The 15,664-nt window shown below is 68.8% G+C and carries 15 protein-coding genes; 8 read left to right on the top strand and 7 right to left on the bottom strand.

The features are described from left to right. Positions 1-91 precede the first annotated feature (91 nt). Genes AB0P08_RS13415 through AB0P08_RS13395 form a run of 5 tightly spaced genes read right to left on the bottom strand, consistent with a single transcriptional unit; the run spans position 92 to position 4,600 of the window. Positions 92-1,144, bottom strand: a complete 1,053-nt coding sequence (locus tag AB0P08_RS13415) for a vWA domain-containing protein (RefSeq protein ID WP_363590179.1) — start codon at positions 1,142-1,144, stop codon at positions 92-94. Then, on the bottom strand, positions 1,141-2,127 hold the full coding sequence (locus AB0P08_RS13410) for a VWA domain-containing protein (protein ID WP_232089139.1): 987 nt from the start codon (positions 2,125-2,127) through the stop codon (positions 1,141-1,143). The genes AB0P08_RS13415 and AB0P08_RS13410 overlap by 4 nt, the downstream gene beginning before the upstream one ends. Continuing rightward, positions 2,118-2,606 (bottom strand): hypothetical protein, encoded by a 489-nt coding sequence (locus tag AB0P08_RS13405; protein WP_259954116.1) that lies wholly within the window; start codon positions 2,604-2,606, stop codon positions 2,118-2,120. Before AB0P08_RS13405 ends, AB0P08_RS13410 begins: the two co-directional genes overlap by 10 nt. Further along, positions 2,593-3,480 (bottom strand): DUF58 domain-containing protein, encoded by an 888-nt coding sequence (locus AB0P08_RS13400; RefSeq protein WP_363590178.1) that lies wholly within the window; start codon positions 3,478-3,480, stop codon positions 2,593-2,595. Before AB0P08_RS13400 ends, AB0P08_RS13405 begins: the two co-directional genes overlap by 14 nt. A 31-nt stretch (positions 3,481-3,511) precedes the next feature. Continuing rightward, positions 3,512-4,600 (bottom strand): AAA family ATPase, encoded by a 1,089-nt coding sequence (locus AB0P08_RS13395; protein ID WP_363590177.1) that lies wholly within the window; start codon positions 4,598-4,600, stop codon positions 3,512-3,514. 319 nt (positions 4,601-4,919) lie between these two features. On the opposite strand from AB0P08_RS13395, the gene AB0P08_RS13390 reads away from it, so the two are divergent. Beyond that, on the top strand, positions 4,920-6,038 hold the full coding sequence (locus AB0P08_RS13390) for a HesA/MoeB/ThiF family protein (RefSeq protein WP_363590176.1): 1,119 nt from the start codon (positions 4,920-4,922) through the stop codon (positions 6,036-6,038). Next, a complete protein-coding gene (locus tag AB0P08_RS13385; protein WP_105948988.1) occupies positions 6,035-7,300 on the top strand; it encodes an MFS transporter in 1,266 nt (421 codons plus the stop codon). The genes AB0P08_RS13390 and AB0P08_RS13385 overlap by 4 nt, the downstream gene beginning before the upstream one ends. On the opposite strand, the gene AB0P08_RS13380 is transcribed toward AB0P08_RS13385, so the two are convergent. Then, positions 7,227-8,201, bottom strand: coding sequence for a DMT family transporter (locus tag AB0P08_RS13380; protein ID WP_363590175.1), 975 nt, complete (start codon positions 8,199-8,201; stop codon positions 7,227-7,229). The genes AB0P08_RS13385 and AB0P08_RS13380 overlap by 74 nt on opposite strands. Before the next feature lie 214 nt (positions 8,202-8,415). On the opposite strand from AB0P08_RS13380, the gene AB0P08_RS13375 reads away from it, so the two are divergent. Then, positions 8,416-9,777 (top strand): trimethylamine monooxygenase, encoded by a 1,362-nt coding sequence (locus AB0P08_RS13375; RefSeq protein WP_363590174.1) that lies wholly within the window; start codon positions 8,416-8,418, stop codon positions 9,775-9,777. 79 nt (positions 9,778-9,856) lie between these two features. On the opposite strand, the gene AB0P08_RS13370 is transcribed toward AB0P08_RS13375, so the two are convergent. Next, a complete protein-coding gene (locus AB0P08_RS13370) occupies positions 9,857-10,540 on the bottom strand; it encodes a Pr6Pr family membrane protein (RefSeq protein ID WP_363590173.1) in 684 nt (227 codons plus the stop codon). Between the two features lie 1,341 nt (positions 10,541-11,881). On the opposite strand from AB0P08_RS13370, the gene AB0P08_RS13365 reads away from it, so the two are divergent. From AB0P08_RS13365 to AB0P08_RS13345, 5 genes are all read left to right on the top strand, one after another. After that, positions 11,882-12,211, top strand: a complete 330-nt coding sequence (locus tag AB0P08_RS13365; protein ID WP_363590172.1) for a hypothetical protein — start codon at positions 11,882-11,884, stop codon at positions 12,209-12,211. Continuing rightward, positions 12,208-12,726 (top strand): hypothetical protein, encoded by a 519-nt coding sequence (locus tag AB0P08_RS13360; protein ID WP_363590171.1) that lies wholly within the window; start codon positions 12,208-12,210, stop codon positions 12,724-12,726. Before AB0P08_RS13365 ends, AB0P08_RS13360 begins: the two co-directional genes overlap by 4 nt. 220 nt (positions 12,727-12,946) lie before the next feature. Next, positions 12,947-14,233: an adenylosuccinate synthase gene (locus AB0P08_RS13355; protein ID WP_060922320.1), complete on the top strand. Its 1,287-nt coding sequence runs from the start codon at positions 12,947-12,949 to the stop codon at positions 14,231-14,233. Positions 14,234-14,238: 5 nt separating this feature from the next. Then, positions 14,239-15,342: a lactonase family protein gene (locus AB0P08_RS13350; protein WP_363590170.1), complete on the top strand. Its 1,104-nt coding sequence runs from the start codon at positions 14,239-14,241 to the stop codon at positions 15,340-15,342. 79 nt (positions 15,343-15,421) lie between these two features. Further along, a complete protein-coding gene (locus AB0P08_RS13345; protein WP_363590169.1) occupies positions 15,422-15,610 on the top strand; it encodes a hypothetical protein in 189 nt (62 codons plus the stop codon). Positions 15,611-15,664: the final 54 nt, after the last annotated feature.

The following is a 15,664-nucleotide window of genomic DNA, read 5'->3' as shown; positions in this document are numbered from 1 at the left end:
GGCATAAGAGCCTGCGACGGGTAACACAATACCATCGAAAGGCGCGGCACACACGCCGTATCTGCAGGGAAGCCCGGGGCCTCGGGCGCCGTCAGGGGGTGTGGGGTGGAACCGACCGTCCGGCGCGAGGGCCGCGGAGGCCGCGGAGCCGGGCGGCCAGGATCGTCGCGCGGGTGAGCTCCACCGCGAGCGCGGCGAGGATGACCAGTGCGGCGACCCAGTACAGCTCGATCACGTTCCCCACCTCGCCCGCGTCGGCGTAGGCGGTGGTACTCGACGGTGCGGCGGGGAGCGACGGGGCGACGCCCGCCTCCCGGTGCTCGTACGCGACGCCGAGCTGTCCGGCGATCGTCTCGAGGTTCCCGTCGTCGATGACGGAGAGTGCATCGGCACCCTGGTACTGGATGTACTCGGAGCCGTTCTGATCGAGGCCGCCCGTCGTCACGCGCATCGGACCGCCCTCGGCCGTCCCGTACCCGAAGACGGCTCCGGCGTCGGTGTAGCGCGCGCTGTCGGCGAAGGACTCCGGCGCGGAACCCGTCGTCTGCTCGCCGTCGCCGAAGTAGAAGACCATGCGCGAACGGTCCGGCGACGACTCCGCCGCGGCGGCGAGGGTCTCGCTCAACAGCGGTGCGGCCACGCCGATCGAGCTGCCGCGCGACTGGCTCGTGACCTCGGGGCGCAGCACGTCCAGCGATCCGAGGAGGGCGGTGGTGTCGGTGGTCAGCGGAATCCGCAGCTCGGCCGCCGCATCCGAGGTGACCAGGGCGAAACGGGCTCCGGGGTACTCCTCCACGAGGGCCCGCACGTCCGCGCGGACGCCATCGAGCCGGGGAGAGCCGTCGTCCCAGTCCTCGGCGACGATGCTCGCGGTGGTGTCGACGACCAGCACGATGTCGGTGTCGGTCGCCAGCGTCTGCGTGGAGCCTCCGGGGAGCCCCGGCCGCAGCAGCGTCACGGCGCAGGCGAGGACCATCACGAGCCGCAGGGCCCACAGCGACCGGTGCACGGCGAGAGCGCGTCGATCGGTCACGCCCTCGCCGCCGACCCGCGGGGCGCGGACGAGCATCCAGACGCCCACCGCGGCGACGCCGGCGCACAGCAGCAGGATGAGGAACACGGGGAGGACGGGCTGGAAGATCACAGGCGCACCCTCCACACCAGGACGACGAAGCCGAGCGCGAGGACCGAGAGAACGGCGATCCACAGGTTCGGGGTGTCCGTCCAGACCACCTGCGCCTCGCCGCGCAGCGCCGTGGCCTCCTGCTTCTGCACCTCGTCGATGATGTCGCCGACCGTGGTCGTGTCACGGAGTCCGTACGCGGCGCCTCCCGTGGCCTCGGCGGCGGCCGCGAGCTCGGCGCTGACGTCGGCGTCCTTGCCCTCGACCGGGTTGATCGCGAACACCCGCACGTCCTTCGAGGCCGCATACGCCGCGGCCTCGTCGAGCGTCACGATCGAGGCGCCGTTGATCTCGTTGTCCGTCGCGAAGATCACGGACCGCGACCGGTCGTCGTCCGGGTGGTCGAAGCCCATGGTGCACGCCGCGAGCCCGTCGCCGATGAGGGAGGCGCCGTCGCCGTTGAGGGTGCCGAGCCAGTGCTCCGGGATCTCGTCCACGTAGTCGAAGCTCGACATCATGCTCGCGAGGTGCTCGCGGATGAAGTCGTAGTCGTCGGTGAGGGGGAAGATCTGCACGGGCGAGCTGTTGAAGATCGTCAGGCCGATGCGCTCCCCCTCGAAGCCGTCGAGCAGCTCGTCGAACACGGAGAGCACCTCGACGTCGACCTCGGACATCGAGCCGGACACGTCCAGACACAGCATGATGTCGCGGCTGGTGTCGACCGGCTGCACGGTCTGGGCGGACATCGGGCGTGCGGCCACGACGCCGGCGGCCAGTGCGGCTCCCGCGCCGAGGGCGAGCAGGCCGGTCAGGGCGACGGCGCGACGGGACAGCGCCTGACGGAAGGACGGGAGCGCCCGCAGCCGCTCCGCCCTGGCCACGCGGGCCGTGTCCGCCGCGCGCCGGTCCCGATGGCGGCGCAGCCCCACCACGAGACCGATCACCACCGCGGCGACGACGACAGCCGCGGCGAGGACCAGCATCCAGACGTTCGCTAGTGCCATGCGCGCACCACCGTCCTGGCGGCTTCGGCTCCGGCGACCGGGTCGATCGCGGGCCCCTGCCGGAAGATGCTCGGATAGTAGTGACGACCCATCGCGTCGATGAGCGCCGGGTGGACGCCGCGGGACACGAGGTCGTCGAGGGCGAGCACCGGTGCCTCCAGACCGCTGTACTCGTTGACGAACGTGCGTACGACGCGGCTCAGCTCCAGGTTCGCCTGCCGTGCGGAGAGTCGGCGGTCCCGGTAGTCGTGCTCGACGCGGTCGATGCGGTCGAGGTACTCCGAGCGCAGAGCGGACAGCACATCGAGCGTGGACGGCTGCCCGGCATCCGCGGCCCCTCCGGAGGCGGCGGTGCGGGGGCGGGTGAGCCGGAACAGCAGCCAGGCGCCCACGATCAGCAGCGCCAGGACGCCGAGAGCGAGCAGCATCCATCCCCACCCATACTGCGCCGGGGGGTAGAGCTCGTCAGAACCGGGCATCGGACCTCCGGTTCAACAGGTGCAGCAGCTGCGGAACGGCGTGGTCCTGACCGTCGAGCGCGGCGTGGCTGATCTCCATCCGTGTGAGCAGGTCGGCGAGCCGGGCGGCATCCGCCGCCCGCTGCGCGCTGAGCTCGTTCACGATCGTGCGGTCGCCCTGGATGAAATCGGGAACCTCCCAGAGGCTGTCGACGTCGGCGCGCAGCCGCGCGGACCGGTGATCGAGCACCGGTTCGGCGTCGCGCAGGGTGATCCAGAGCACGTCGTGCTGCACGCGCAGTCGGCGCAGCAGCCGCTCGGTCTCCGTCGTCACCGGGGCCTCGTCGGTGACGACGACGACGATCATGCGCCGCGCGATTGTCCGCGTGACGAAGGAGAGCAGGGCGTCGCGATCGCTGGGGGCGGCCGCGTCGTCGACCGCGCGGTCGATCGTCCGCAGCGCGTGTTCCAGGGCGCCTTCGCTGCGCCCCGGTGCCAGGCGACGGACGCGCGAGGAATCGCCGTAGACGACGGTGAAGTCGTCGCCGTGCCGGAGCGTCAGCACGCCGAGCGCTCCGGTCGCCAGGATCGCCAGGTCCTTCTTCGAGCGCTCGTCCGCGGCGAGAGCGGTCATGGAGCGACCCGTGTCGACGACGAACATCACGGTGTGCATGCGCGTGGCCCGTGACCGCTTGACCAACGGCGTGCCGAGGCGGGCGGTCGCGCGCCAGTCGATGTCACGCACCTGGTCGCCGTACTCGTACTTGCGCAGGTCCTCGAAGTCGAGGCTCCGCCCGTGCAGCAGCGACGCATAGGCGCCGTCGAGCGCGTGCAGCGACTTGCGGTTCGAGTGGATGAAGAGCGTGCTCTTCACCTGCGTGATGAGGCTGGGCATCTGGCGCGGGGTCCCTGAACGTGTCGACGGGTCAGGGCGTGGGCACGGCGGCGAAGATCTGGTCGATGATCTCCTCGCTGCGGATGCCCTCGGCGTCGGCCTCGAACGTCTGCAGTACGCGGTGGCGCAGCACGAGGTGGCGCAGGGCGCGGATGTCCTCGGGAAGGACGTGGGTCCGGCCGCTGAGGAGGGCGAGAGCGCGGGAGGCCTGGAGGAACGCGATGCTCGCCCGCGGGCTCGCGCCGTACTTGATGAAGCGCGCACGCTCCTCCCCGATGTACGGCGCGGGATTCCGGGTCACGTACGCGATCGACACGATGTAGTTGCGGATCGCGGGGTCGACGTAGACGCGGCTCGCGACGTCCTGCAGCAGGTGCACGTCGTCCAGCGTGACGGCGCTGTGCACGTGCCGGTCGGGGTCGAGCACGCCCGAGTCGATGCGGCTGAGGATCTCGAATTCCTCCGCGGGGCTCGGGTACTCCACGATCTCCTTGAGGAGGAACCGGTCCATCTGCGCCTCGGGCAGCTCGTACGTGCCCTCCTGCTCGATGGGGTTCTGCGTCGCGATCACGAGGAACGGCTTCGGCAGCGGGTGGATCTCGCCGCCGATGGTGGTCTGGTGCTCCTGCATCGCCTCGAGCATGGCGCTCTGGGTCTTGGCGCTGGAGCGGTTGATCTCGTCGAGCAGCACGAAGTTCGCGTGCACGGGGCCGAGCACCGTCCGGAAGCTGCCCGTCGCGGCGTCGTAGATCTGGTTGCCCGTGATGTCGCTCGGCAGGAGGTCGGGCGTGCACTGGATGCGCTTGAACTTCGCCTTCACGGTGTCGGCGAGCGTGCTGGCGGCGGTGGTCTTGGCGAGGCCGGGCACGCTCTCCAGGAGGATGTGGCCGCCGGCGATGAGCGCCACGAGCAGGCTGGTGCGCAGGCGCTCCTGGCCCACCATCTTCGCGGAGTACGCGTCGGAGATCGTCTGCAGCACGGCACCGGCGCGCGCCATCTCGGCGTCGCTCGGAGCCGCGGAAGCAGCGGCGGGTGCCGGGGCAGCGGTCGGCGCGGCGGACGCGGGGGGCGGCGGGGGCGCGGAGATCGTCGGCGGGGTCGGCGCGTCGGCGTCGGTCATCGGTCTTCGTCTCCCTCGGTCACACGCGGGCCCGCACGGCGCGCCCCTCCGCCGACCAGCGTAATCGCAACCTGCGCGGAGGTCGCCGCTAAGCGGCCGGATGAATCTGCTCCAACGCCTCCATTGACATGCAACGTTTTACCCGCTGATACTTGGCTCGTTCGATACCGACCCGACTATGCGAGAGGAGGAGCTATGTCGTTCACAGTTCGGGCAACCAAGGAACGTGACATCAGCTGGGGTGTTCTCTGAGAACGCGCACGCCACCCCGTATCGCTCGGCCTCCTCGGTCGAGCGATACGGGGCCGGAAGGAACTTCATGCGACCGCAGATCAAAAGAGCGCTACCCATCTATTGGCTCACTGACGATGTCGTCCGCATCGGCGCGCAGCAGGGGATCACGAAGGAGCTCACCGACCCGCAGGGCCAATTGCGCGTCCTGTTACCGCTGCTCGACGGCAGGCGTGAGTACGGCGACGTCCTTCGAGAGGCGTGCCAAGCCCTCGGCGACCTGTCTGAAGACGACGTGCGCGAGGGGATCCAGTATCTCGACGCAAGCGGCCTCATCGAGGACGCGTGCTCTTACGACAGCCTGCCCGTTCGGCTGGAGGCCAATCAGACGTTCTTTGTGGCCGCCGCCGAGAATACGCAGGCAGCGGCGAATCGTGCCCAGCACGTTCTCCGCGAGTCTCATGTCGTTCTGCTCGGGCTCGGAGGGGGCGGAAGCGCAAGCCTCCCGCAGCTTCTGGCGTGCGGCCTCCGTAAGCTCACCATCCTGGACTACGACGTCGTAGATGAGAGCAACCTCAACCGGCAGACTCTGTTCCGGACGAGTGATATCGGGCGGAAGAAGACCGACGTAAGCGCAGAGTATTGTCGAGCGTTCGCTCCGGACGTCGATGTCGAGGTGTTCGATCTGAAGGTCGCCTCGGTGGACGACATCGTTCGGGTCGCGCGGGGAGCCGACGTCATCATCTGCGCCATCGATGAGCCTCGGTTCATTGCCCAACGCCGTGCGAACGCCGCGGCGGTGCGACTCGGAATCCCCGTCGTCATCATGCTCACTCAGCACACCAGCGGCCGCTTCTTCTCGGTGGTTCCGCGAGAGTCCGGCTGCCTCGATTGCTTGCACATCTTCGACGAACTCAACACGGATGGCTTCCTGCGGCAGTTCCATGCACTGATGTCGCCGGCGAGAGACGCGGCGACCGCGGCGATTGCGCCGCACATTCAGAGGCTCACGTCCTTCGGCGTGGACGAGGCGATGCGCCTGATCACCGGATACGCGGCCCCTTTGGATCTCGGCCGACAGGTCGAGGTGAACTACATCTCAGGAGCGCTCCGCATCATCATGAACTGGGATCGACACCCGGGCTGCCCGACGTGCGGATCGGGCGACTCCCAGTTCGACTACATCTTCGATGCCGACCCGCTGTGAATCCGCCTCGGCTGGGTCTCTGGCGCGTCCGCGACTATCGGGCGTGGTTCGCCGGTGACACGCTCACCCAAGTCGGCCTGAGCATCGGGGCCTTCGCTTTCACTCTTCTCGGCTACTACGTCACATCCGACGCCTTTCTCGCAGGGCTGATCGGCACTGTCTCGGCCGTCGCGCGGGCGGTGTCGACCCTTCCTGGTGGCGTTCTCGCCGACAGGTTCGACGCCCGAAGGCTGATGATCTGGTCGGGTGCGTCCGCGTTCGCAATCTACGCAGGGCTGTCGGCGATGTACGTCACGGGCACGCTGACGACAGCTGCGCTCATCGTGATCGCGGCAGGAGAGGGGCTCGTCGTGGGGCTCTTCTTCACGGTCACCGACGTCGCGCTCCCGCGCATCGTCGGGAAGCGATTCCTGGCCGAGGCATCCGCAGCCAACCAGTCTCGCGACGCAGCCATCCGGCTTGCGGCGGCACCGGTATCGGGGCTGCTCTTCGGTGTGCACCCTTCGTTGCCGCTGATCGTCTCGGCGGTCGCTCGGCTCGGAGAAGTCGGATCCGCCCTCGCGATACGCAAGGACCTCAGCCCCGAGGGCCTCGGTGACGAAGCGGGGGTGCGATCGCTCGCCGCAGGTCGTCGTTGGCTGGCGGTGTGGCGTCAACCGCGAACCCTCATCGGTCTGATCGTGCTGGTCAACTTCTGCCTGGGTGCCTGTGGAATGACCATCGTGCTCAGCCAGCAACAGACAGGCACCCCCGCGTGGCAGATCGGAACCATCCAGACCATGCAGGGCGCAGGCGTGCTCGCAGGTGGAGCCGTCGCGGGATGGATACTCCGCCGATACAGCGGGCGCGCGATCGTGCGCCTATCGATCTGCATGATCACTCTGGCGTTCACCGCTCTTCTCGTTACGCAGAGCGTTCCCGCTGTGGCGGTCATCGGCTTCGTCGCCTCGATGCCGCTGATACCTCTCAACGCCGTGCAGGGGTCGTACCTCGCGTTGATCATCCCCGACCAGATCCGCGGTCGCGTGCTGTCGCTTTCGTCCTTGCTCGGAGCGCTCGCCGGCGGTGCCGCGCCTCTGCTGGCCGGAGCGCTTCTGGAGTACGCCGGTTACTACCTTGCGGTCGGGGTGCCTCTCGCCATCCTCGCGGGGACGGCGGTGGCCGCTGCGCTCTCCAGGGCGGTCGGAGCTATTCCCCGGAGGAGCGAGTTCGACCAGGTCGAACCGCTTCCCCTGTCCGCGGGTGCCATCGCAGACGCGTGATGAGCACGCCGAGCAGGCACAGCGCGCCCCCCACGAACATGAGAGGGGTGGGCACCTCCCCGAGGATCAGCCACGACAGCAGGATCGTGAGGGCCGGGACCACGTACGTCGTCGCGGAGGTCTTCCCCGCGGTGCTGCGCTGCAGCACGTACGCCCAGGTGGTGAAGGCGATCGCGGTGGGGAAGATCCCGAGGTAGACCACCCACAGCGTCGCGTCGAGGGGCGCCGTCTGCACGTCGGCGATCAACGCGCCGAGCCAGGGAAGCAGGGCGATCGTGCCGGCGGCCGCCCCGAGCCAGGTCAGCGTGGTGGCGTCGGCCCCCGAGGTGAGCAGGTGTTTCTGCAGCAGGGTGCACCCCGCGTACATGACCGCGGCGAGAAGGGCCAGCGGGAGGCCCGTGAGGTCGGGGCCGGTGCTGCTGGTGGAGTTCATGCCGATGAGGACCACCCCGAGGAAGGCGATGGGGGCGCCGATCACCAGGGGGCGGGGGAATCCCTCCCGGAGGAAGAGACCGCTGAAGACGACGACCATGAGCGGCGCCAGGTTCACGACCATCGCGGCGGTCCCGGCGTCGAGGGTGCGTTCGGCGCTGTTGAGGGCCAGGTTGTAGATGCAGAACCATCCGACGCCCCACACGGCGATCAGCAGCCAGTGGCGGCGCTCCGGGAGCCTGATGCCGTGCCGCAGCGCGATGATCGTCAGCACGAGGGTGCCCACGGCCATGCGCAGCAGCGCCAAGGCCCCGGGGTCGTAGTGCGGCCCCGCGCCACGGATCCCGATGAAAGCAGACGCCCAGAGTACGACGGTCACGCCGGCTGCGAGCAGCACGAGGGCGCCGCGCGATCGCGCCGGCGAGCCCTGTGGGTCGAGCCGCTCTGACGCCCTGATGTCCTGTCGCACCGTTCGATCCTGGCACCGGCCGCCGACATCGGCGATGCGGGGAAGCGACAGCCGTCGTCGCATTCCCGCCAGCGTCGCCGCGGGGCACTGCTAACGTCGAAGAGCAGCCACTGTCCGGGCGGGTCGAGCGTTCCGCTCCCACCGGGGAAGAACTGTCCTCCTCTCCCGGATACGGCTGCGCCCGATACATGACGGAAGAGTTTGAGGACGATACGTGACGAACAGTGAACGAGTAGCGATCATCGGCGCCGGCCCCTCGGGGATGGCGCAGCTGCGGGCCTTCGAGTCCGCAGCCCGTGCGGGGGCGGAGATCCCCGAACTGGTCTGCTTCGAGAAGCAGGCCGACTGGGGTGGCCAGTGGAACTACACCTGGCGCACCGGGCTGGACGAGTACGGCGAGCCCGTGCACTCCAGCATGTACCGCAACCTGTGGTCGAACGGGCCGAAGGAGGCGCTGGAGTTCGCCGACTACACCTTCGACGAGCACTTCGGACGGCCGATCTCGTCGTACCCGCCGCGTCCGGTGCTGTGGGACTACATCGCCGGGCGTCTCGCGAAGACGCAGGTGCGCGACCTCATCCGCTTCGAGACGGCGGTGCGCTGGGTGGAGTTCGACGAGGAGCGTGAGGTGTTCCGCCTCACCAGCGAGCACCTGCCGACCGGGCGCACGACCACGGAGGAGTTCGACCGCGTGGTCGTGGCCAGCGGACACTTCTCCTTCCCGAACGTGCCGCACTTCGACGGCATCGAGACCTTCCCCGGATCCGTCGCCCACGCGCACGACTTCCGGGGCGCGGAGGCCCTCGCCGGGCGGGACGTGCTCGTGATCGGGTCGAGCTACTCGGCGGAGGACATCGGCAGCCAGGCCTTCAAGATGGGTGCCCGTTCGGTCACCGCGAGCTACCGGACCGCGCCGATGGGCTACGACTGGCCGGAGGGCTTCGAGGAGCGTCCGTGCGTCGAGCGCTTCGAGGGCCGCATCGTGCACTTCGCCGACGGCACCTCGAAGGAGGTCGACGCGGTCATCCTCTGCACCGGCTACCTGCACAAGTACCCGTTCCTGCCCGCTAAGCTCGCCCTGTCCTCGCCGAACAACGTCTACCCCGACGGGCTGTACCGGGGCGTGCTCTGGCAGGGCAACCCGCGCCTGGCCTACCTCGGCGCGCAGGACCAGTGGTTCACGTTCAACATGTTCGACGCGCAGGCCTGGTCCGTGCGCGACGTCATCCTCGGCCGGATCGCCCTCCCCGACGAGGCCGAGCGTGCCGCGTCCATCGCCGCGTGGCGGAAGCGGTTCGCGGAGATCGACTCGGCGGCGACGGAGATCCGCTTCCAGGCCGACTACATCCGCGACCTGCTGGAGTGCACTGACTATCCGGCGTTCGACCTCGATCGCGTCGTGGAGATCTTCCTCGCCTGGAAGAACGACAAGAAGGCCGACATCATGGGCTACCGCGACCGCGTGTACCCCTCGGTCATGACCGGGACGCTCGCCGCCGCGCACCACACGCCGTGGCTGCACGAGCTCGACGACTCCCTCGAGCGCTACCTCGAGGCCGACGCGCTCCTCGTCTGATCGCCGACCCACCCCCTTCCGGCCGTCCCACCCCTTTTCGTACGTTCGCAAGGGGGTGGGGCGCACGGGAAGGGGTGGGTCACGGCCGGGCCCGACGCCGCCCGACCCCCACGACGAGCGCGGCGGTGGCGAGGATGATCGCGGCGATGAGGAGCACCCAGAGTGCGACACCGCCGTAGCCGCCGTTCAGCGCGGGATCGAGGAAGGGGTACGGGTACCACCAGGCGTTGCCGGTCGCGGGAGCGACGACGAGGTTCGCGCGGAGCAGCGTGTAGACGACCCACACGATCGGGAAGATCGCGGCGATCCCCACGGTGCCCCATCCGAGTGCCCGACGACGCGGCGCGAACAGCACGTCGGCGAGCAGGACGAGCGGGATGACGACGTGCAGCACCTCGTTCGACCAGGCGACCGTGGCTCCCTGCGGCAGGGCGATCCCCCGGAGCAGCGTGTTGTAGACGATGCCCGTGACGATCATGTAGGTGCTCGCGCACACGAGCAGCGTCGCCAGCCACCGCGGCTCGACTCTCGCGTCGCGATGCGTCAGCCCCCAGATCCCGCCGACGGCCAGCACGACCGCGGCCAGGACGTTGGAGAGGATCGTGAAGAAGCTGAAGAAGTTCACGACGACGGTGGGCAAATGCGCGCCCCACGCGGTGTCTGCGGCGAGGGCGATCTCCAGGGTGCGCACGAGCTGCGCGACGATCGCCGCCGCCGCGAGCGCCGCCGCCGCGAGTCGGATGTAGGGCCACCACCGCGTCATCGCCACCTCCGTCGCCACTGTAGCGGGCACGAAACCGCGCCCTCCCGGCGCGGTGCGGGACCGAGAACGCGCCTCCGCCCGGGTGTGCGATCGAAATCGTGCCTCCGGCGACCCCGGGAGGAGCGTATTCCGTCCCGTATCGCGCTTCCCCGGCGGACAAGCTTCGGCAATGATGGTCGAGATGGCGTCACGAAGGCCACGGACCCGCCGGAGGTAGTCATGTCGTACGACATCGAAGTGTATGGAAAGCTCCGGCTCGCACCGTCCGAGGTACAGACCGGGACGGGTTCAGTCACAGCGAGCGCGATCGCTGGCGCGCAGTCGTCGTCGAAGGCTCTGCGCAGCCCCATATCGGACATGCGCTGCGTTTCGCGGATGATCTGGCCGGGGTGGTGGGAGGGGTCGTGCACGACCCACAGGTCGTCGTGAGGAGACGTCCGACCCTCGATACGTGTCACGGAGGACCGGGCCCAGCCGCGAGAAGTTCCTGCACCTCGAGTGGTTCCGGCGCTTCGACGAGGAAAGCCCTTCGTGTGCCCAGATGTATCTCGAGTCGGCGAAGGAGCATCTTCCGGCCGCACTGCCCACCGTGTTCGGGGTCAGCGAGCCACTACGAGGAAAGCTCGCCGAGGACGGGGTGGAAGGGGCCGACCGCATCTACCGCGAAGATGGTGACCGCAGCAGACTGGTCCTCCGAGGGCGGAAGCCGCTCATCTCGGGATTTGTCAGTGGGTGGTCCGATCAGTCCATCGCTGAACAGCAGCGCGTCCGGCTCGTCTTCGACGCGTCGCGCTCTCCAAGCCTCGGTTCGTCAGCGCCTTCGAGAGCTTCTTCGTCGATCTCGCACAGCGTTCGAGCAGCTTCTTCTCATTCGCCGAGGTCACGCAGTCCCGCTTCTCCCCGACGATGGCGCTGCCGCAACGGGGTGAGTGGCCAGGCCTGCCGCAGAGCCCTCCGTGGCTGAGCTGGTTCTCCACGGAGTACGCCGACCTCGTCCGCCCGCATCTGACCGCGGGTGCGCATCGCGAGCTGAGTGGCGGCATGCTCTATCGCTCGAACATGCCTGCGACGAGCGTCAGCGCTTCATGGACGGAGCCGGGGGCCTGGGGCCCCTCCGAGTTCGTTCCTGTTCAGGCGGATCCTGACAATCACCGCAAATCGACGGCTCGCGCGAGCGAGATGCCAGTCGCGCTCTTGTCATCGGACTACTTCGTCAAGGTCCGGTGACTGCGACTACTCGCACGATAGCGTCGGTGGGGCCGCTCGGAGGTCAAGCTTCCTGGCCAGTGCGAGGGGAGAAGACAGGTGTCATACGGATCGGCGTGCGTCTATCACGTTCGCGTGCCGTACGACGTGAAGTCCGTGGGCGACGAGTTCCGTGCCGAGCCCAACGATCACCATCTTGGCGCGGCGAAGGAGTATGCGGAGGATCTCGCCACAGCGGTCGGCGGGCAGGTGGTCGATCCTCAGGTGGTCTCCTCACCTGAGGACGAGGAAGCCGACCGTTCACAGCGGACGGCGGAGAAGCTCTACGTTCACCTCCGGTGGTTCCGAAGGTTTGGCGAACTCGCGGACGCCACTGCGCTTGCCGAACGGTACCTCCAAGCGGTCCGGGAGAGCTTCCCGCTCGCTGTGCCTGTTCGCTTCGGGTCGCCGACAGCCTTGCCATGACGAGCAAGGACTTCCTCTCGGCGAGCATCTCTCCATGGACCGCGATCGGTGGCGACTATCAGACGATCTCGATCGATTTCGAGCTCGACCACTTGGTGGAGTCGGACGCGTTAGGCGCAGTCGAGGGGTTCCTCGTGGATGTGGCACGTCGCGTCGGCAGCTTCTTCGCCTTCGCCGAGCTCAACGACACTCGGTTCGCGACGGCGCGTCCGCGCGGTTTCGACGGAGCGTGGGGAGGGCTGCCGGTCGACCCTCAGTGGGCCACCTGGTACGACGCGGAGTACTCCGCGCTGGTCCGGCCCCGTCTCCGAGGTGGCGAGATCCAGGAGTTCCCGGAGGGGCTCATGCACCGATGGTCCACCACACCGGCAAGGGCAGACACGATACGCCGGGGGCTCAGCACCACGTGGCCGCCACCCGATCTCGTGGGCTCGGTCCACACCACACCAGGCGGTCCCCGTGGGATCGCACAGGCGAAGGTCGTGCCGGAATCGCTACGAGTCCCTTCCTCGTGAACGGGGGGCCGGTCCCCGGTGAGCCTTCGTCGACGAACGCGCGCCACCGCCCGATACGGGATCGAAACCGCGCCTCCAGGGCCTCGGGCCGGTGTGTATTCCGTCCCGTATCGCGCTTCCGAAGGCTGTCGGAGGCCTGCCGATAGGATGGGAGAGCCCGATCGGGCCAGCTCATCCGCCGGTGGAATCCCGGCGAGAGGCATCATCCAGGGGGTTACCCATGCCAGGAATCGTGATCGTCGGCGTGCAGTGGGGCGACGAAGGAAAGGGCAAGGCCACCGATCTGCTCGGTGAGCGCACCGACTGGGTGGTGAAGTTCAACGGCGGCAACAACGCCGGGCACACCGTCGTCGTCGGCGACGAGAAGTACGCCCTGCACCTGCTGCCCTCCGGCATCCTGTCGCCCGGCGTGAACCCGGTCATCGGCAACGGCGTGGTCATCGACCTCGAAGTCCTCTTCTCCGAGCTGGAGGCCCTGTCCGCCCGCGGCATCGACGTCTCGCGGCTCAAGGTCAGCGCCAACGCGCACATCATCACCCAGTACCACCGCACGCTCGACAAGGTCACCGAGCGCTTCCTCGGCAAGCGCAACATCGGCACGACCGGCCGCGGCATCGGTCCGGCCTACGCCGACAAGATCAACCGCGTCGGCATCCGCGTTCAGGACCTCTTCGACGAGAACATCCTGCGCCAGAAGGTCGAGGGCGCCCTCGACCAGAAGAACCACCTCCTGGTGAAGGTCTTCAACCGCCGCGCCGTCACCTGCGACGAGATCGTCGACGACCTGCTCTCCTACGCCGAGCGTCTGCGTCCGATGGTCGCCGACACCGGCTACCTCATCGACCAGGCCCTGAGCCGCGGCGAGGTCGTCGTGTTCGAGGGTGGCCAGGCCACGATGCTCGACATCGACCACGGCACCTACCCGTTCGTCACGTCGTCCTCGGCCACGGCCGGCGGCGCCTCGACCGGGTCCGGGGTCGGCCCCGGCGCACTCGACCGCATCGTCGGCATCGTCAAGGCCTACACGACCCGCGTCGGCTCCGGCCCGTTCCCGACCGAGCTGTTCGACGAGCAGGGCGACTGGCTGCGCAAGCAGGGCTTCGAGTTCGGCACCACGACCGGGCGCCCGCGCCGCGTCGGCTGGTACGACGCACCCATCACCCGCTACGCCACGCGCATCAACGGCATCACCGACCTCGTGCTGACCAAGCTCGACATCCTCACCGGGCTCGAGAAGATCCCGGTGTGCGTGGCCTACGACGTCGACGGGGAGCGCTTCGACGAGGTGCCGGTGAACCAGACCGACTTCCACCACGCGAAGCCGATCCTGGAGTACTTCCCCGGGTGGAGCGAGGACATCTCGACCGCGCGCACCTTCGAGGATCTTCCGCAGACGGCGCAGGACTACGTGCTCGCGCTGGAGGAGATGAGCAACACCCGTATCTCGGTGATCGGCGTCGGCCCGGAGCGCGATCAGGTGATCGTGCGCCACGACCTGCTCGACTGATCGGCATGACACGGTTCTGGCTCGGGGGCTACGGCCCGGCGATGGAAGGCTCCGCCGAGGGGATCGGCGTGCTGGCCGGTGACGAGGGCCGTGAGGCCACGACGCTCGCCTACCGCGGACCCGTGACGCAGACGCCGTCGCCGTCGTGGTTGGCGGCGCATCCGTCCCTCGACGTCGTGTACGCGGCGCTGGAGGGCGATGCAGCCGTGCAGGCGTTCGTGCGCACGGGCGAGATGGCGCTGTCCCCGCTGGGCGATCCGGTGCCGACGGGGGACGGCGTCTGCCATCTCGCGGTGTCGCCGAACGGCCAGACGCTCGTCGCCAGCTGTTACGGCGACGGGCGGGTCGTCCGCTTCGGGCTCGCCGCCGATGGCCAGCTTGTCCCGGCGAAGGAGGATGCAGCCGCGGCCCTGCGTGCCGCCCTGTTCGGCGACGGCGACCCGGATGCGGCTCCCGTCACTCCCGCCGGTGATGGTATCGCCGCGGTCGATCCGTACGGCGCCGCGGACCGCGCATCCCACGCGCACGCCGCCGCCTTCCTCCCGGACGGCCGCGTGGTGACGACCGATCTCGGGTTCGATCTCGTCCGGTTCTGGCGCCTGCAGGGTGGTGGGCTCGCCCTCGATCATGAGGTCGTGCTCCCGCGCGGCACCGGCCCGCGGCACATGGTCATGCATCCGAGTGGCCACCTGCACATCGTCACGGAGTACTCGTGCGAGGTCTTCACGCTCGCAGCGGCCGCCGACGGCACCTGGAGCGTCGTCTCCTCGGCTCCGGCGAGCCCCATCGCACAGGTCGGCGTGGACTTCCCCGCCGAGCTCGCCCGCACCAAGGACGGTCAGTTCCTCTACACCGCTCTGCGCGGCAGCAACACCATCGCGGCGCTGCGGGTGCGTGGCAGCGGCGAGGCTCTGGAGCCGGTCGCGCTCGCCGATTCCGGTGTCGACTGGCCGCGGCATCACCTCGTCTACCAGGGCAAGCTCCTCGTCGCCGGGCAACGTTCCGACACCGTGACGCTGCTCGACCTCGATGACCGCACGGGAGCCCCGCTCGGAGTTCGGCACGAGGCGCAGGCTCCCGCACCGACGAGCATCCTCCCGCTCCGCTGAGCCTGTGCGGGGCTCCGCGTACCCCGGGCTTGACCTCAACCATTCTTGGTGTGGAGCTGGCACTGGGTCTTCCTCGGGGTTGTGGTCCTCGTCGTGCTCGCACTGTGCGCTCGCCCTCGCCGTCGCGGGCTCGCTCTTCGTCGCCCTCGGGGCTGCGGCAGGGGTGGATCCGTTCGCCGGGGTGTTCGCCCTCGCCGCCGTGGTCGGGGCGGGAGCGGCCGTCCTCGCTCCGCGGACGAGGGGTGTCGACCCGGCCGCCGCGGGGTGATTTGCGCCCCGCGTGGCCCGCCCTCTAGCCTGATGAACGGTGTTCAGGTGAACA

The organism is Microbacterium meiriae, from assembly GCF_040686935.1.
Taxonomy (GTDB): Bacteria; Actinomycetota; Actinomycetes; order Actinomycetales; family Microbacteriaceae; genus Microbacterium; species Microbacterium meiriae.
The sequence above is the reverse complement of the archived record's forward strand: the minus strand, read 5'-3'. Positions and strand labels throughout refer to the sequence as shown.

Coding starts and splice junctions, on each gene's coding strand:
- AB0P08_RS13410 (WP_232089139.1), bottom strand. CDS start 2,127: ATGGCACTAGCGAACGTCTGGATGCTGGTCCTCGCCGCGGCTGTCGTC.
- AB0P08_RS13405 (WP_259954116.1), bottom strand. CDS start 2,606: ATGCCCGGTTCTGACGAGCTCTACCCCCCGGCGCAGTATGGGTGGGGA.
- AB0P08_RS13400 (WP_363590178.1), bottom strand. CDS start 3,480: ATGCCCAGCCTCATCACGCAGGTGAAGAGCACGCTCTTCATCCACTCG.
- AB0P08_RS13395 (WP_363590177.1), bottom strand. CDS start 4,600: ATGACCGACGCCGACGCGCCGACCCCGCCGACGATCTCCGCGCCCCCG.
- AB0P08_RS13390 (WP_363590176.1), top strand. CDS start 4,920: ATGCGACCGCAGATCAAAAGAGCGCTACCCATCTATTGGCTCACTGAC.
- AB0P08_RS13370 (WP_363590173.1), bottom strand. CDS start 10,540: ATGACGCGGTGGTGGCCCTACATCCGACTCGCGGCGGCGGCGCTCGCG.
- AB0P08_RS13360 (WP_363590171.1), top strand. CDS start 12,208: ATGACGAGCAAGGACTTCCTCTCGGCGAGCATCTCTCCATGGACCGCG.
- AB0P08_RS13355 (WP_060922320.1), top strand. CDS start 12,947: ATGCCAGGAATCGTGATCGTCGGCGTGCAGTGGGGCGACGAAGGAAAG.
- AB0P08_RS13350 (WP_363590170.1), top strand. CDS start 14,239: ATGACACGGTTCTGGCTCGGGGGCTACGGCCCGGCGATGGAAGGCTCC.